Raw genomic sequence first — 15,221 nt, 5'->3', positions numbered from 1 at the left:
GTGATGGCCCTCAGTAGCGGTAGTGCTCGAGCTTGTACGGACCGTCGACGGGAACGCCGATGTAGGCCGCCTGCGCGGCGGTCAGAGTGGTCAGCCGCACGCCGAGAGCGTCGAGGTGCAGACGCGCCACCTTCTCGTCGAGCGACTTGGGCAGCGTGTAGACGCCGACCGGGTAGGCCTCGATGTTCGTGTAAAGCTCGAGCTGCGCGAGCACCTGGTTCGTGAACGATGCACTCATCACGAAGGACGGGTGGCCGGTGGCGTTGCCGAGATTCATCAGACGCCCCTCACTGAGAACGAGAACACTGCGCCCGCTCGGCATCCGCCATTCGTGCACCTGCGGTTTGATCTCGACCTTCTCCACGCCCGGCAGCGCCTCGAGACCCGCCATGTCGATCTCGTTGTCGAAGTGCCCGACGTTCGCGACGATGGCGAGATGCTTGAGTGCCTGCAGGTGCTCGGTGGTGACCACATCGCGGTTGCCCGTGCCGGTCACGACGATGTCGACCTCGTCGGCCACGTCGAGCAGTCGAGCCACCTGGAATCCGTCCATCGCCGCCTGCAACGCGCAGATGGGGTCGACCTCGCTGACGATGACGCGGGCACCCTGTCCGCGCAGGGCCTCCGCCGCCCCCTTGCCGACGTCGCCGTATCCGCAGACGAACGCGACCTTTCCGCCGATCAGCACGTCGGTGGCGCGGTTGAGTCCGTCCGGCAGGGAGTGGCGGATGCCGTACTTGTTGTCGAACTTGCTCTTGGTCACCGAATCGTTGACGTTGATCGCCGGGAAGAGCAGGTCACCGGCAGCCGCGAGCTCGTAGAGCCGGTGCACGCCCGTCGTGGTCTCCTCCGTGACACCAATGAGCCCCGCGGCCACCTTGGTCCAGCGGTCGGGAGACGAGGCGAGGGATCGACGGAGCAGGTCGAGGATGATCGTGTACTCAGGCGACGCGTCTTCTGCGACGGGGACAGCGCCCGCCCGCTCGAACTCTGCTCCCCTGTGCACCAGCAGGGTCGCGTCTCCGCCATCGTCCAGGATCAGGTTCGGCCCGTCGAAGCCGGTCGAGGACCAGTCGAAGATCCGCCCGGTGCAGGCCCAGTACTCCTCGAGGGTCTCGCCCTTCCATGCGAACACCGGGACTCCGGCAGGAGCATCGGCCGTTCCGTCGGGACCGACCACGACGGCGGCGGCCGCCTCGTCCTGCGTGGAGAAGATGTTGCAGCTGGCCCAGCGCACCTCTGCCCCGAGGGCGGTGAGCGTCTCTATCAGCACGGCGGTCTGCACGGTCATGTGCAGGGAGCCTGCGATTCGGGCACCGCGCAGGGGCTGCGCTGCGCCGAACTCGTCGCGGAGTGCCATGAGTCCGGGCATCTCGTTCTCCGCGAGGCGGAGCTGGTGACGACCGGCTTCGGCGAGGGACAGGTCGGCTACGCGGTACTCGAGCTCAGACATGCCCCCCATTGTTCCACTCGGGCGCGGCGCCGTCCCTCGCAAGTCAGAAGCGGATGGCGTCGATCACCTTCACTCGCAGAGCGACGAGCGCGGGGATGAATCCGGATACCGCGCCGACGATCACCGAGGCGGCGAGCCCGACGAGTGCTGCGCGCATCGGGAACGGCGGGACGTCCTGGATGCCGACGAACATCGACGTCACGAGCCAGTCCGAGCGCAGCACGGCGACGACGATCGCGATACCGACCATACCCGCCACGGTGGTGGCCACGAGGCTCTCCAGGAAGACCGAGAAGAAGACTCTGCCCGAGCTCGCTCCGAAGGCGCGGCGGACCCCGATCTCGCGCACCCGCTGCCGCATGGCGACGAGCTGGATGTTGATCAGGCTCAGCGCACCCAGTGCGAGGATCAGCGCGGCGATGCCGCCGGTGATCATCTCGAAGGTCGCCTGCGCGTCCATCGCGCCCGGCTGTGCGCCCCAGTCGGACCTGCTCACCGAGACGCTCTGCCCCTCCGGGAGGCCCGCGCGGAGATCCATCGCGAGCACGGGGCCGATCTCATCCGCCTGATCTGGATCGACCCACACCTCGTACTGCGACCACGCATCCGGCGGCAGCGCATCCACCCGGTCCCGATACGCGTCATAGAGGAGATCCACGCGCGCCTCCTCGTCGCCGAATCCCTGGCGCGCAGTGACCCCGACCACCTGATACGTGCCGCCGGCCGGTCCGACCAGCACGATGGTCGGGTGCTCAGCGATAGGAGTCCGGCCGATCCGGTCCCACAGCGGTTCCGAGATCACGACCGGCGGGGCGAGAGCATCGACATCGGAGTCCAACAGCCAGCGGCCGGTCGCCAGCTGCTCGCGATGGATCTGCGAGTACACGGGGTCGAGGAGGCGTGCGCTGACGTCGGCGACACCGTCGGGGAGTTCCACGCGCAATGCGACGCCCTGCGCGATCCGCGCGACGTGACTGAACCCGAACCGCTCCGAGACCCGCGCGAAGCGCTCGTCGAAGGCATCCATGTCGATCGGGGTGCCGTCGTCATTGTTGGCAGCGACGACGATGGTCGCGGCCCGTCCGCCCCACCGGTCGGACTGCTCCGCCTGAAACTGCCGTTGATACTCCGAGATCGCCACGACGGCCGTGAGCGCGCCCACGGACACCGCGATGCCGATCAGGCTGAGGAGAACGCGCAGCTTGTGCACGCGGATCTCCGCCCACGCATCGGCAAGTGCACCGAGGAAGCCGGTCATGCCGCCGGTCCGATCGCCGGGGCGACAGGTACAGACGCTGCCGGCACCGAGGCTGCGAGTGTGGACGCCTCGAAGGCGCGGCTGAGATCGACCGGCTCGAGGAGACCCGCGTCGAGTCGGTAGTGACGCCGAGCACGTGCTGCGACGTGGAGATCGTGGGTGATCGTCACCAGAGCGGCGTCGGTCTCGGTCGCGACCTCATCCAGAAGTGACATCACCGATGCCCCGGTGTCGATGTCCAGCGCGCCGGTCGGCTCGTCCGCGAGGATCAGCACCGGCCGCCGCACCAGCGCTCTGGCGATCGCCACGCGCTGCTGCTCGCCGCCGGAGAGGCGATCCGCGATCTGGTCGACGCGGTGGCCGAGCCCCACTCGCTCGAGCATGTCCGCCGCGATCTGCCGCCGATTCCAGAACATCCGACCCTTCGCGTGGCCGAGCGGCATCATCACGTTGTCGATCGCCGTGCGTCCGGAGAGCAGATTGAACTGCTGGAACACGAATCCGACGTTGTCACCGCGGAGGCGGTCGAGGCGTCCCGAACGCATCCGGCGGACCTCCCGACCCTCGAAGGCGACGGCGCCCGAGGTGGGTGCATCCAGCATCCCGAGGATGTTCAGCAGCGTCGACTTCCCTGAACCGGATCGGCCGACGATGGACACGTGATCGCCGGCGCCGACCTCGAGTGTGATGCCGCGCAGGATCTCGAGGCGCGAGTCGTCGGCGAGCAGCACACTTTTGGCGACGTCGTCCAGCCGGACGAGACTCACCAGGTCATCCCGCTGTCGCACTGCTCGACACCGGGAGACACCTCGTAGCAGTTCTCCTCTACGGGCGCGACGAACCCGGGCACGAACTCGCGCACGCTGTCGCCCTCTTCCAGCCCGTCGATCACTTCGACCATCACGCCGTCATTCACCCCGAGCGTCACTGCACGTTCCTCCGGATCGGACCCGTCTCCGGCGTCGACCCAGACGTTGCCGGAACCCGCACCGCCCTGCACAGCGGTGACCGGGATGACGAGCGCGTCCTCGACCTGGCCGAGGGCGAGGTCCATCGACGCGGGGAGCCCGGCGAACACGGTCTGATCGGCCGGGAGTGCGCAGCGGACGCTGGCAGTCCCCTCGGCACTCACCTGGACGCGCACGCCGCTGCAGGTGAACGGAGCCGGTCCTCCGGTGATCGTCACCGTCGCCTCCGTCGGGGCGTTCACGAGGCGGTAGAGCTGCACCGGTTCCACCGTCGCGAGCAGGTGATACCGGGCGGGCGTGAGCGTGTACATCTCCGTCCCGACCGTCGCCGGCTGACCCTTGACGAGCGCGATCTCGGTCACCTCGCCGGCTTCCGGCGCCAGGACGTCGAAGTCCTTGCGCGGATCCTCCTGCCGCACGCTGAAGAGCTTCTGCCCCTTCTTCACCGATGCACCGTCGCTGACGTGGACGGCAGTGATCGTGCCGTCGAACTCGCCGCGCACGGGGAAGCTCTCGTCGCGCGCGACGTTGCCGCTCAGCGACAGCGCGTTCACGACCGAGCCGCGCTCCACCGCCACCACCGGGTCGGTGATCCCGGCTTCCGGGCTGACGGAGCTCTCGACGCGATCAGGGAAGAACGCGATCTTCACGAGCGCCGCGGCACACACACCGAAAACCAGGACGAGCAGCAGGGGGAAGATCCAGCGACGCCAGACGATCACGGGTGCCTTTCCGGTCGCGCCGCCCTGGCACGTCCGCGGTCAGGCTACCCAGAAATGTTTTCCGGGTATGTCAATCGGATCCGCGTGTCGCGGGACTGCTCAGGCGCGCAGCGCCTCGTGTCGCACGACGAGCCATCCGGCCGGGACCGAGAGCCGGTCCGCGTGGGGCGAGCACAGATCGTGCGCCTGCGGGTCGTTCGCCGCGCCGAGCGGACCGAGTGCCGCCATCTGGTCGCCGTAGTCGTAAGTGAGCGTCGCCACGGCTTCTCGCGCGCAGCCGACCTTCGAGCAGAGTCGTCCGTCCATCACGGTCAGCGTACGACTTCGCGGTCAGGAGCTGCGGATGCCGCGCCGCGCACGAGCAGCATGCACCGCCTAGACTTTCGTCATGCCTCGTCGCCGCGCGTCTCGCACCTCCGCCGCTCCGCGGCGAGGCGCCCGCCACGGAAGACACGGGCGCCTGGGCCGCAGCGAGGTCGTGCGCCCCCCGCTGGCACCGCTCGACGGACGGATCGATCGATTCGACCTCACGGTCGGAACGGCCGTCGAGTTCCTCCGCGGCACCTGGCCGGAGCTGCAGGAGGTGCGCTTCGAGATCGGGGCGATCCCCGCGTTCGACGCGACCGAGGAAGTCCCGCGCTGGTATCTGGACCGCGAGAACCGGCGGATCGTCCTGTTCCGGCTGCCGATCGAACGTCTGCTTCCGCCCGGACACGACGACGCCGCGCATCGCCGGATGGCCATCGAGAGCGCCGTCTTCCGCGCGGCGGCGGAGTACGTCGGCCGTGAGCCGTGGGATCTGGGTCACGACCACTGACCCTCGACGCGGCGGCGCACCCGTCCGGCCGACGTCTCGTCAGGGATAGACGGTGATGGCGCTTTCCGCGCCGGCGCCCGGCCTCAGCGAAAGCACCGCGATCGCACCCGGTGCGGTCATCGACACGGACGCATGCACCGGCCCGCTCGTGCCGAGACGATAGGTCGCACGCGCCGCGACATCGACGCTGACGTACTCCCCCGGCCCGACGGAGACCTCCTGCGACGGGCCGCCGTCTGTCGCCTCGAGCGTGACCGTCGCCGCCTCGTCCGCCGTGTTCGTGAGGTGCAGCTGCGGTGCGGGTCCTGACGGGACGGCGACCAGCACATCGGAGTCGATCTCCGGCGCCGGAGTCACCCAGGCGAAGTCGGTGTCACGACCGGAGCCGTCCTGCTGGCGCACAGCGGCGACGACGGCCGAGTCGGCATCGACCTCCACCGAGTACGTGCCGGGCTCGAGCCCGCTGAGGGCGACCTCGGCCGGTTCATCCGCGACGAGCGGAACGGTGAACTCGGCCGCCGATGCGCTCGATCCCTCCGGTGTGACGCTGATGCGCGCTTGCGTGTCGACGTCGGGCGACAGCAGCCGCAGCACGGTCATGTCGGCGTCGTCGCCGTCCACTTGGAACGCCTGCACCCCCGGGATCACCAGATTCTGCTGCGGAGCGGGCACCGCCGCCTGGAGATCGATGCCTGCCGGGTCGAGCACCCGCACGAGCGAAGACTGCAGCACAGCGCGCACGGGGGCGCCGACTGCGCTGACCTCGACGACCGGGGCCTCGTTTCCTGTGGCGATCGACGAGAGCGGGAGAGCGAGCTGAGTACCGGCCGGGACCACGACCGTGCGTGCGCTCCGGATCGAGCCGTAGACGGACAGCGTCACGGTCGACGGCACCTTCGCGGCGTTGGTCAGGATGACGATGTCCTCCGTACCGGTGCCCACGTCACCACCGACCAGCCACGAGTCCAGCAGCGGTTCTCCGCAGGGAAGTGCGGCGAATCCCGACAGATCGTCCGCCGCGACCGTCACCGATTCCGCGGCGGCGACGAGCGGGGCGGTACGCCCCTCGACCTGTCCGGTGAGCACCCGGACGTCGCCCGCATCGATGAGGTCGGGGGCTTCCAGCACGTCGACTGCCGGGGCTCCGGCGCTTCCGGCGTCGGTCAGCGTCGGCGTCGCCGCGGAACGCATGTCCAGCGGCGCCGACGAGTCCCTGCCGAGCGCACGGAGATCGCCGTTGCACACCAGCACGCTGTCGCCCGGCAGGGGCGTGATGTCGTTCTGGGCCGGCTCGTGCCTGAGCTCGGGCCATGGTGCGTGGATGGCGGTGGTGACTCCCACCACGCAGGCCACTGCCACGACGACACCGGTCACGACCCGGGCGCTCGTCGCTGCGACTCGGAAGGCACGCGTTCCGCTCATCGTTCCTCCTCCGCGGCGGAGGACCCGGATGGCGGATCCTCCTCTTCGGATGCTGTCGCTGCTGCGTCCGTGGTCTCGACACCCACCATCGGGTCGTCGGAGATCCCGTCCTCATGCTCTCCCGTGGCCGCCGGATCCGGCGTGACATCGTCGCCGGAGGTCTCTGTGCGCTCCGCCAGAGCCTCGGGCCCAGCATGAAGGGCGTCCGGCTCGTCCATCGGCGCCTCCGAGTCCTGCCGATCCTCGGCGCGCCGGGGCAGCACGAGCGGTTCCTCCGGAACACGGCCGACGATGCGGGACTGCGCGCGCGCAGCCCGGCGCGAGGATCGAGTGGGGATCGACAGCAGCAGGGCGGCGAAGACGAACACGAGTTGCAACGTGATGGCGAGGCGGGCGGTGCCCTGCTGCTCGGCGTTCGGCACGGGCGGTCCAGCCACGTCGGCCTCCAGCCTCCACAGCACGCCGCGATCGGTCGTCCCCGCGTGGACGAATCCGGGACGCTGGTCGATCGAGGCCACGGCGGTCGTGCGCAGCACGCGCGCCTTGTCGTCCTCGCCCTCGGGGAGCCCGGCCAGCAGCACGTAGCTGATGCCCTGCCCCGCGAGTTCCGCAGGCGCGTCGAAGTCTCGTGCGGAGAGGAGGTCGACGGCGAGCGTCGAGATGTCGGCGCCCTGGGGCGTGGTGGCCGTCGTCATCATCGTGGACTGGGAGCCGAGCGTCTCGCTCGCTCCCCACACGACCTCGACGGAGAGACCCCCGCCGTTCTGCGGAGTGAGCACCAGTGTCGCGATCTGCCTGTCCCCCGCGGCCTGAGCTGCGACATAGGCGGGCAGAGTCGACACCGGGCCGTTGGTCAGGGCGGAGCGATCGACGTGGAACGCCACGAGAGCGGGCACGGCGCAGATGATCAGGGCGACTCCGGCGACGGCGGTGGCCGCCATGCGCAGGCGCGGGAGGGTGAGCGCCGTGTCCAGCGTGACGACGGCCGCGCCCACGACACCGACCCAGGCGAGGCTCAGCCCCGCGCCCGGCCAGACCGCGACAGCGGCACCCTGGGCGAACGAGACCGAGACGCCGACCGCGAGGAACGCGGTGGCGAGCCCGGAGAGAGCCACCACCAGCAGCGTGATACCGGCCCGCCATCTCGGGGCGACGGCGGATGCGAGGGCGAGCAGGGCGATCGGTGCACACAGCACGGGAGCCCACGCGCCGATCGCTTCAGGGAGGAAGGCGGTCCACCTGGCGAGATCCGTCGTGGGGAATCCGGAGGCCAGTGCGAGCCGACCGGCCGCATCCGCGGACGCTGTGGATCCTGACCAGATCAGGCCGGGGTCGCCGAGCAACGCAAGCGGCGTGCCGTGCGCCAGCTGCCAGAGCACGAGCGGAGCGAACAGCAGCGCGCCAGGAAGCGGCAGCCACAGCAGCCGTCCAGCTCCGCGGAACTGCGCCGTCGCGAGCGCGATGCCGATCGCGACCACCCAGAGCAGCAGGAGCGCCGGCGCCAGTGACGGCGCGCACGCCGCGACGGCCGCCAGCAACAGCGATGCCGCCCCGGCAGCCCCCCACGAGCGGTGCGCGACAGCCGCGGCATGGAACAGCCACGGCAGGAGCAGGTGCACGAGCACGGCGGCCGGACGCCCGTCGATCAGAGCCGTGAGGAACGTCGGAGCTGCCGCCCATGCGATACCGGCGAAGATCCGGAGGCCTGCACGGTCGGTCACGCGCGTCGCCGCGAACCAGCCGCCGAGCACCGCGACCGGAAGAGCGAGGATCCACAGAAGCACGAGGGAGAAGGATGGGCCCGCGGGCCAGAGCGAGCCGAGGACGGCCACGACGGCCGCGAACGGGTCAGCGGGGCCGATCAGGTCGACGCCGAGGCCGCGCACCCCCCAGGCGGCGTCGCTCCACAGGCCCGCCAAGGTTTCCCGCAGGGGAAGGAGTCCACCGCCGCCGACCGTCGGCCAGGCCAGCACGGTCGTGAACGAGGCGATGCTGACCACCAGTGCCGCCAGAACCACCCAGGCGCCGCCGCCGGAGAAGAAGTGCAGCTCGCTCACGGCACCGCCCTCACTGCCGTGCCCGTCATCGAGACGGCGCCGCAACTGCGATGAGGTCACCCGCAGCGGCGCGATGCTCGCCCAGGTGAAGGTTCGGAAGGCGCGGATGCGCGAGCGCGACCGCGCGATGGCGCCGAAACGCAGCATCGCGGTGATCGCAGCCGCCCACTCGGGGATCACTGCCTCCGGCCGCTTGCCGACGAGGTGCGTGATGGACCGCCACAGGGCGAGCGGCAACAGCGTGAGCCAGTGCAGCGGCACCGTCGCGGCGGGCGCGTACGCGAGCCGCCGGTGCAGTTGCGCCAGTCGGCGGACGAAGGCGCGACGAGAGCGGCTGGCGGGAAGCGCTGCGGGGCCGTCCGGAGATGCGGAGATCCGCGCGCTCGGCGCGAGCACCACGCGTCCTCCGCCGAGTCGGGCGCGAATGCCGAGGTCGAGCCCCTCGTCGGCGCCGCCGAGAGCAGTATCGGGACGGAGAGCGTCGCGCACTTCGCCACGGATCAGGATTCCCCTGATGTCTGAGCCGAGGGCGTCATCCATGCCGTCGTGCTGACCCTGGTCGAGTTCGCCGGCGGCCAGTTCCACCGACCTGCCGAGAGCAGTCATGCTGACGCCGAGTGAGACGATCTCCCGCTCGTTGTCGGTGGCGATGAGTTTCGGGGCGATGATCGCCGCAGAGGGCGAGCGCTCCAGCGTCCCCGTCAGTCGTTCGAGTGCCCTCGGGTGCGGAGTCGTGTCCTGCGCCAACAGCCAGATGGCGGATCCTTCGGCCACCCGTGGCCGGGCGAGCTCTACGGCCTCGGCGAACGTTGTCGCCGAGCGAGCCTCGATGATGCCTTCGACGGTGCGGGCGACGGCATCGCTCTCGCGAGCCGAGGCGGCATCGCCGCATACGACCAGTGTCACCGCCGCTGCAGGCATCGATTGGGATCGCACGGCGTCGAGAGTGCGGAGGAGCTGCGCGCGGGCAGATGATCCGGCGCGCGCGACGATGATGGCGTGAACTCGGGCTGGCATGACGTCGTCAGCCTAAGCGGGCGATCACCGGCGCTGGAGCAGTGGATGCGGCGCGCCCGCGAAGCAGTGCTTCTGCGATGCGCGCGCTTCTCGACGGCTCAGCTGGCGCGGCGCTTGAGCTTGCGGCGCTCGCGCTCGGAGAGCCCGCCCCAGATTCCGAAGCGCTCATCGTTGTTGAGCGCGTACTCCAGGCACTCGCCGCGCACATCGCACGTGGTGCAGATGCGCTTCGCGTCTCGCGTGGAGCCGCCCTTCTCGGGGAAGAACGCCTCAGGATCGGTCTGCGAGCAGAGCGCCTCGCTCTGCCAGGCAAGCGCGCTGTCATCGTCTGCGCTCGGCTTCCGAACCCCCGGCACACCGAGGCTGATCGGATCGACGAACCAGTTCTCCGGTACGTCTGAACGGTAACCCGTCATGTCGATCTCCAACCCTGATTTCCGCCCCCCGGCGGGCCGTGCTCCACTAATTACACCCGTGTCATTCGCTCCGGTCAAGTCGTGGATCGTAAACCCTCAAGCATGTCTTGAAGGTTCTTGACCGTTCATCGGCGTGTCGCGACCGGGGGCTGCGACGAACGCCTCGCCGTCGCCGGAGAGCGTGAGCGAGATCTCGTCCGACGTGGCGAAGGCGACCGATCCGACCGAGACCTGCCGTTCGTCTCCTGACGCCGTGGCCACCGTCACAGAGCCCGCGGTGACCAGGACCATCGTCGGGCCCGACACTGCGCGCGTCACGGGTGCCCCGTCGAGGGCGATCTTCTCCAGTGCGAAGTCGGGCACGGGCACCGGGTAGTCCGTGATCGCGCCATCGCTGGACGGTCGGAGCACCGGCACCTCACCGGGCACCGTGTCGAGGATCGACAGCAGCTCCGGGACGTCGATCCGCTTGGGCGTGAGCCCCCCGCGAAGCACGTTGTCGCTCGCCGCCATGATCTCGACACCGAGGCCGGAGAGGTACGCGTGCAGGAGGCCGGCCCGGAGGAACACGCCTTCGCCGCGCCGGAGGACGACATGGTTCATCAGCAGGGCGACCACGACTCCAGGATCCCCGGGGTAGGTGGCGGCGACACCGGCGATCGCGCGAAGGGTGGTCGTCCACTCCCCCGCATCTCTCTCTCCTGCTGCCGTCACCTCAGCGATGATGTCGTCGACCTCGACCCGGGCCTCCCCGCCGAGCAGCCAGCCGATCACGTTCCGCAATGCGTCTCCGGGGGCGCTCAGCCGACGCCTCAACTCGCCGACGCCGTCGGTGTCGCCGAGCGCGTCGAGCAGTCGGAGGGTGTCCGGCACCGGTCGCAGACCGCTCAGCGACTCGAACGTGTCGCTGAGCGCGACGATGAGTTCGGGCTTGTGATTGTCGTCGCGGTAGTTCCGCTGCAGATCGTCGGGGGCGAGTCCGCTCTCCCGCGCCCATCCGTCGCGAGCCTGTGCGATCGTCGGATGCACCTGGATCGACAGCGGCCGTCCCGCGGCGAGCAGCTTCAGGAGGTACGGCAGGGTGCCGCCGGTCACCTGGTCGAGCGTGCCGCCGCCTGCCACATCTGACGGGTCCCCTGGATGGTCGCCGAACCACACTTCGGCCTCCGGTTGCCCGGAGGGCGCACGGCCCTCGAGTCCGGCGAGGAGCGAGTCGGATCCCCAGGCGTAGTCGCGGGGCGCATTGGTGAGGCTCAGCAGCATCCCCCCAGCGTAGAGGCGCTCAGCGGGGCTCAGGACGCATCGGGCACGGCGCGGTAGCCTGAACGCGATGGCCCAATACACCAAACATCCGGTGGCTGCCCCGCCCACCGCGCCGGAGCGCGAGTCGACGGGGCATCTGCTGCTGCGCGCCTACGTCATCCTCGTCCTCTTCGTGACGTTCGCGCATTCCGCGGTGTACAACCTGCTCGGCATGGTCGGCGCCGGAATCACCCTGGGCGTGTTCACCCTCGCGACCGTCGGCATCGGCGTCCCGATGCTGGCACGGAACCGCCCGCAGCCGTTCCGCTGGCGGCGGCTGCCCTGGTCGGCACTCGGCTACACGACCCTCGCTCTGATCTCCGTGGCCTGGTCGCAGTGGCGAGGACCGACGCTGCTCACCTGGGTGCTGCTGGCGGCAGTCACCGTGAACGCGCTCTTCATCGTGCACGTGCTCACCTGGCACGAGATCGTCCGGGCCCTCTCCTCCGCCTTCAAATGGATCCTCGGCCTGTCGCTCCTGCTCGAGCTGTGGGTCTCCCTGGTCGTGCACGGTCCGCTGCTGCCGAACTTCGCCTCCGTGCCGGAGGGCGAGATCGACCCGCAGTGGTACTGGGTGCGCGACAACCTGTTCGACGGCGGCAGGATCCAGGGCATCGTCGGCAACGCCAACCTCCTCGCGATCATCTCCCTCTTCGCGATCATCACGTTCGGCGTCCTATTCGCTGCGCGGGCGCGCTGGCGCACCACGCTCGCCCTCTGGGGGCTGCTCGCGGCATACTTCCTGTTCCGCACGTCGTCGGCGACAGCCTTCGTGTGCGCGGCAGCTGCCGTCGTGGTCCTCGTGGTCGCGCTCCTGATGCGCCGAGCGACGACCCCGGGCGCCCGTACCAGGATCTACGTCGTCGCGATCGGCACCACGCTCGTCGGCGTCGTCGCGGTCTGGCTCGCGCGCGAGCCCCTGCTCGCTCTCCTCGGCCGGAGCTCCGACCTCACGGGACGCTCCGACCGGATCTGGACCAAGGTCCTCGCGCGCGCCGGCGAGCACCCGATCTTCGGCAACGGCTTCTCCAGTCCGTGGATCCCCACGGACCCGGCTTTCGACCGATGGATCACCGACCACGACATCACGGTGTTCCACGCGCACAACATGTGGCTCGACGTACTCCTCCAACTCGGCGTCGTCGGCATCGTGCTGATGGCGGTGGCCTACGGCAGTCTGCTCTGGCGCGCGTGGTTCTTCGCCGTCGACCGCCCGCGGTGGGATCTCCATGCCGCCCGCACGTTCTCCCCGCTGACTCTGCTGCCCAGCCTGTTCACGGTGGTCCTTCTCGTGCAGGGCTTCTCAGAGTCGACGCCGATCATGCTCTGGGGCTGGATGCTGGTGGTCCTGCTGTCGTTCAAGCTCAAATCCGTGCCGCTGGTCGGTGTCGGCGAGCGCGACCTCCTGTTCGAACGCGGCGCCCGACAGCGGCGAGTTCCGTGACCCCGGTCCGACCGATGGCGCGCCTCCTCGGGTCTGTGGAGATGGCACGCGCGTTCACGCTCGCAGTCCTCACCGCGGTGTTCGGATCTTTCGCGCTCGAACGGATGACCTCGGCCGTCACGCTCGCCGCGGTGATCGCCGTGCTGTGCGTCCTGGGTGCCGCAATCCTCTGGGTTCGCCGCGAGGAGCTGTCCCCCTTGCGGATCGCCCCTTCGTCGCTGTTCGCGTTCCTGGGCTGGGCCCTGGTGAGCCTGGTCTGGACCACCGACCGATCAGACACCGTCTTCGGCTGGATGTCACTGTTCGGATTCGCCTTCCTCGCTCTGACCGTCGGACACATCCGGGACACTCTGCAGACGGTTCGCGCCATCGGCGACACCCTGCGCGCATTGCTGGCCGTGTCACTCGGCGCCGAGATCCTGTCCGGGATCCTGTTGGACGTCCCGTTCGCCTTTCTCGGCATCGAGGGAGACCTCGCTGCCGGCGGCCCGATCCAGGGCATCTTCGGCAGCCGCAACATGCTCGGCTTCATCGCCGTCATCGCCCTGATCACATTCGTGATCGAGTGGCGCACGCAGTCGGTGGATCCGCCGCTCGCCGTCGTCTCCGTCGCCCTGGCGGGGACGCTCGCGTTCCTCTCGTCGTCGCCGACGGTGCTCGTGCTCGCGGTGGCCGTGGGCATCGTGACAGTCGCTCTGACGCTCGTCAGGCACGCGTCGCCGGAGCGGCGCAATCTCGTGCAGTGGATGCTCGGCATCCTCGTCGCGCTCGCGCTCACCATCGCGTTCTCGTTGCGTCACCAGATCATCGCACTGCTGGACGCCGGCTCCGACTTCTCCATCCGTGCGAACCTGTGGAATTCCATCCTGGACTTCGTGGCGGTGAAACCGGTCCAGGGCTGGGGCTGGTTCGGCGGCTGGGCACGCGGGGAGTATCCGTTCACGTACATCAACTTCCGGCTCGACGATCACCACCAGAGCGCGCTCAACGCCTTCTTCGATGTGCTGCTCCAGCTGGGCGCCGCAGGGCTCGTGCTGTTCCTGCTTCTCGGCGGGGTGGCCCTCATCCGCTCCTGGCTGGTGGCCAGCGTCCGCCGGTCGGTCGTCTACGCCTGGACGCCGATCACCCTGGTGACTCTCGCGGTCGACTCCATGTTCGAGAGCTTCACCCTCGTCGGGGCCGGCTGGTTCATGCTCGTCCTCTGCGCGCTGCGCGCCGGACAGTCGCGCTCCTGGCGGGAGAACATCGACGCCGCACAGACCGGCGCCATCCCGACGTTGCGCCCCCAGCTCTAGCCGGGGTCAGAGAAGCGAACGCAGCTTCTCGGCCCACGCGATCGCGTCGCGGACACCATCGTCGACCGAGCGCGCGGAGCGCCAGTCGAGCACCTGGGCCGCACGATCGACGATCGCGAATGCCCCCGCCTGATCGCCGGGTCGACGGTCGGTCTCGACGACGGGGAGCGGCTCGCCGGTCACGCGCTCGAAGGCCGCCACCAGCTCCCGGACGGTGACGCCGTCGCCGGTGCCGAGGTTGATCACCTGGTACGGCGCCTCCTCTGTCGCGACCTCGTCGAACTTCTGCACGGCGGCCACGTGGGCGAGCGCCAGATCCCAGACGTGGATGTAGTCGCGGAGACCCGATCCGTCGCGGGTCGCCCAGTCGGTGCCGGTGATCGAGAACGTCTCCCCGTTCGCGCGCGCCTGCATGATCTTTCCCAGCGCGTGCGACGGCGTGGGGCTCTGCAGTCCGGTCCGCAGCTGCGGGTCGGCGCCGATCGGGTTGAAGTAGCGCAGCGCGATGGCGCGCAGGTCGCCCGCCGTCGCAGCATCCTTCAGGATCTGCTCGACCATCGCCTTGGTGGTGGCGTACGGACTGGACGGCGCGAGCACACCGTTCTCGTCGACTCCTTCGCCGCTCTCCCCCTGATACACGGAGGCGGATGAGCTGAACACGACCCGCGGGATGCCGGCCTCACGGAGCCGCTGGAGCAGGATGACGGTCTTGCCGACGTTCGCGTCGTAGTAGCCGAGCGGGTCGGCGACCGACTCGGGCACCACGATCCGTGCCGCGCAGTGCACGACCGCATCGATGTCGGGGTGGTCGGTGACGAGCTGGTCGAGCACTCCCCCGTCGGCGATGTCGCCCACGTAGAGGTTGCGTCCCTCACCGAAGGCGCGCAAGCCCGTCGAGAGGTCATCGAGGATGACCACCTCGATGCCGGCTTCGATGCACGCCGTCGCCACGGTCGATCCGATGTAGCCGGCCCCGCCGGTGATCAATACCTTCATCGCGGCCATTCTAGCCAACGCTGAGTAGCCGTCACCGCGTCGACTCTCCGCAGA

Annotated in this window: 13 protein-coding genes; 3 read left to right on the top strand and 10 right to left on the bottom strand. The window is 69.4% G+C overall.

Features of this window, described 5'->3' with window-relative positions; translation table 11 throughout:
* Nucleotides 1-10 precede the first annotated feature (10 nt).
* The 5 genes from ahcY to V5D55_RS13610 form a co-directional block, all read right to left on the bottom strand.
* Nucleotides 11-1,453, bottom strand: a complete 1,443-nt coding sequence (gene ahcY, locus V5D55_RS13630; protein ID WP_435743868.1) for an adenosylhomocysteinase — start codon at nucleotides 1,451-1,453, stop codon at nucleotides 11-13.
* Nucleotides 1,454-1,496: 43 nt separating this feature from the next.
* The gene (locus tag V5D55_RS13625; protein ID WP_435743865.1) at nucleotides 1,497-2,711 is read right to left on the bottom strand and encodes an ABC transporter permease; all 1,215 of its coding nucleotides are present in this window, start codon (nucleotides 2,709-2,711) and stop codon (nucleotides 1,497-1,499) included.
* Nucleotides 2,708-3,478: an ABC transporter ATP-binding protein gene (locus tag V5D55_RS13620; RefSeq protein WP_435743863.1), complete on the bottom strand. Its 771-nt coding sequence runs from the start codon at nucleotides 3,476-3,478 to the stop codon at nucleotides 2,708-2,710. The genes V5D55_RS13625 and V5D55_RS13620 overlap by 4 nt, the downstream gene beginning before the upstream one ends.
* A complete protein-coding gene (locus V5D55_RS13615) occupies nucleotides 3,475-4,401 on the bottom strand; it encodes an efflux RND transporter periplasmic adaptor subunit (RefSeq protein ID WP_435743860.1) in 927 nt (308 codons plus the stop codon). The genes V5D55_RS13620 and V5D55_RS13615 overlap by 4 nt, the downstream gene beginning before the upstream one ends.
* Before the next feature lie 99 nt (nucleotides 4,402-4,500).
* Nucleotides 4,501-4,707: a DUF3499 family protein gene (locus tag V5D55_RS13610; RefSeq protein WP_021199833.1), complete on the bottom strand. Its 207-nt coding sequence runs from the start codon at nucleotides 4,705-4,707 to the stop codon at nucleotides 4,501-4,503.
* Nucleotides 4,708-4,789: 82 nt separating this feature from the next.
* On the opposite strand from V5D55_RS13610, the gene V5D55_RS13605 reads away from it, so the two are divergent.
* Nucleotides 4,790-5,218 (top strand): hypothetical protein, encoded by a 429-nt coding sequence (locus V5D55_RS13605; protein WP_435743858.1) that lies wholly within the window; start codon nucleotides 4,790-4,792, stop codon nucleotides 5,216-5,218.
* 39 nt (nucleotides 5,219-5,257) lie between these two features.
* Here V5D55_RS13605 and V5D55_RS13600 read toward each other — a convergent pair whose 3' ends face one another.
* The 4 genes from V5D55_RS13600 to manA form a co-directional block, all read right to left on the bottom strand.
* Nucleotides 5,258-6,640: a DUF5719 family protein gene (locus V5D55_RS13600; protein WP_435743856.1), complete on the bottom strand. Its 1,383-nt coding sequence runs from the start codon at nucleotides 6,638-6,640 to the stop codon at nucleotides 5,258-5,260.
* On the bottom strand, nucleotides 6,637-9,714 hold the full coding sequence (locus V5D55_RS13595) for a glycosyltransferase (protein WP_435743854.1): 3,078 nt from the start codon (nucleotides 9,712-9,714) through the stop codon (nucleotides 6,637-6,639). Before V5D55_RS13595 ends, V5D55_RS13600 begins: the two co-directional genes overlap by 4 nt.
* Nucleotides 9,715-9,812: 98 nt before the next feature.
* A complete protein-coding gene (locus V5D55_RS13590; RefSeq protein ID WP_435743852.1) occupies nucleotides 9,813-10,130 on the bottom strand; it encodes a WhiB family transcriptional regulator in 318 nt (105 codons plus the stop codon).
* A 96-nt stretch (nucleotides 10,131-10,226) separates the two neighbouring features.
* Nucleotides 10,227-11,393 (bottom strand): mannose-6-phosphate isomerase, class I, encoded by a 1,167-nt coding sequence (gene manA, locus V5D55_RS13585; RefSeq protein ID WP_435743850.1) that lies wholly within the window; start codon nucleotides 11,391-11,393, stop codon nucleotides 10,227-10,229.
* Nucleotides 11,394-11,460: 67 nt separating this feature from the next.
* Here manA and V5D55_RS13580 point away from each other — a divergent pair, with 67 nt between their 5' ends.
* Both V5D55_RS13580 and V5D55_RS13575 read left to right on the top strand, forming a co-directional pair.
* On the top strand, nucleotides 11,461-12,876 hold the full coding sequence (locus V5D55_RS13580; RefSeq protein ID WP_435743848.1) for an O-antigen ligase family protein: 1,416 nt from the start codon (nucleotides 11,461-11,463) through the stop codon (nucleotides 12,874-12,876).
* Nucleotides 12,873-14,171, top strand: coding sequence for an O-antigen ligase family protein (locus V5D55_RS13575; protein ID WP_435743846.1), 1,299 nt, complete (start codon nucleotides 12,873-12,875; stop codon nucleotides 14,169-14,171). The genes V5D55_RS13580 and V5D55_RS13575 overlap by 4 nt, the downstream gene beginning before the upstream one ends.
* 6 nt (nucleotides 14,172-14,177) lie before the next feature.
* Here V5D55_RS13575 and galE read toward each other — a convergent pair whose 3' ends face one another.
* A complete protein-coding gene (galE, locus tag V5D55_RS13570; protein WP_435743844.1) occupies nucleotides 14,178-15,167 on the bottom strand; it encodes a UDP-glucose 4-epimerase GalE in 990 nt (329 codons plus the stop codon).
* Nucleotides 15,168-15,221: the final 54 nt, after the last annotated feature.

Source organism: Microbacterium sp. PMB16, from assembly GCF_051294855.1.
Classification (GTDB): domain Bacteria; phylum Actinomycetota; class Actinomycetes; order Actinomycetales; family Microbacteriaceae; genus Microbacterium.
The sequence above is the reverse complement of the archived record's forward strand: the minus strand, read 5'-3'. Positions and strand labels throughout refer to the sequence as shown.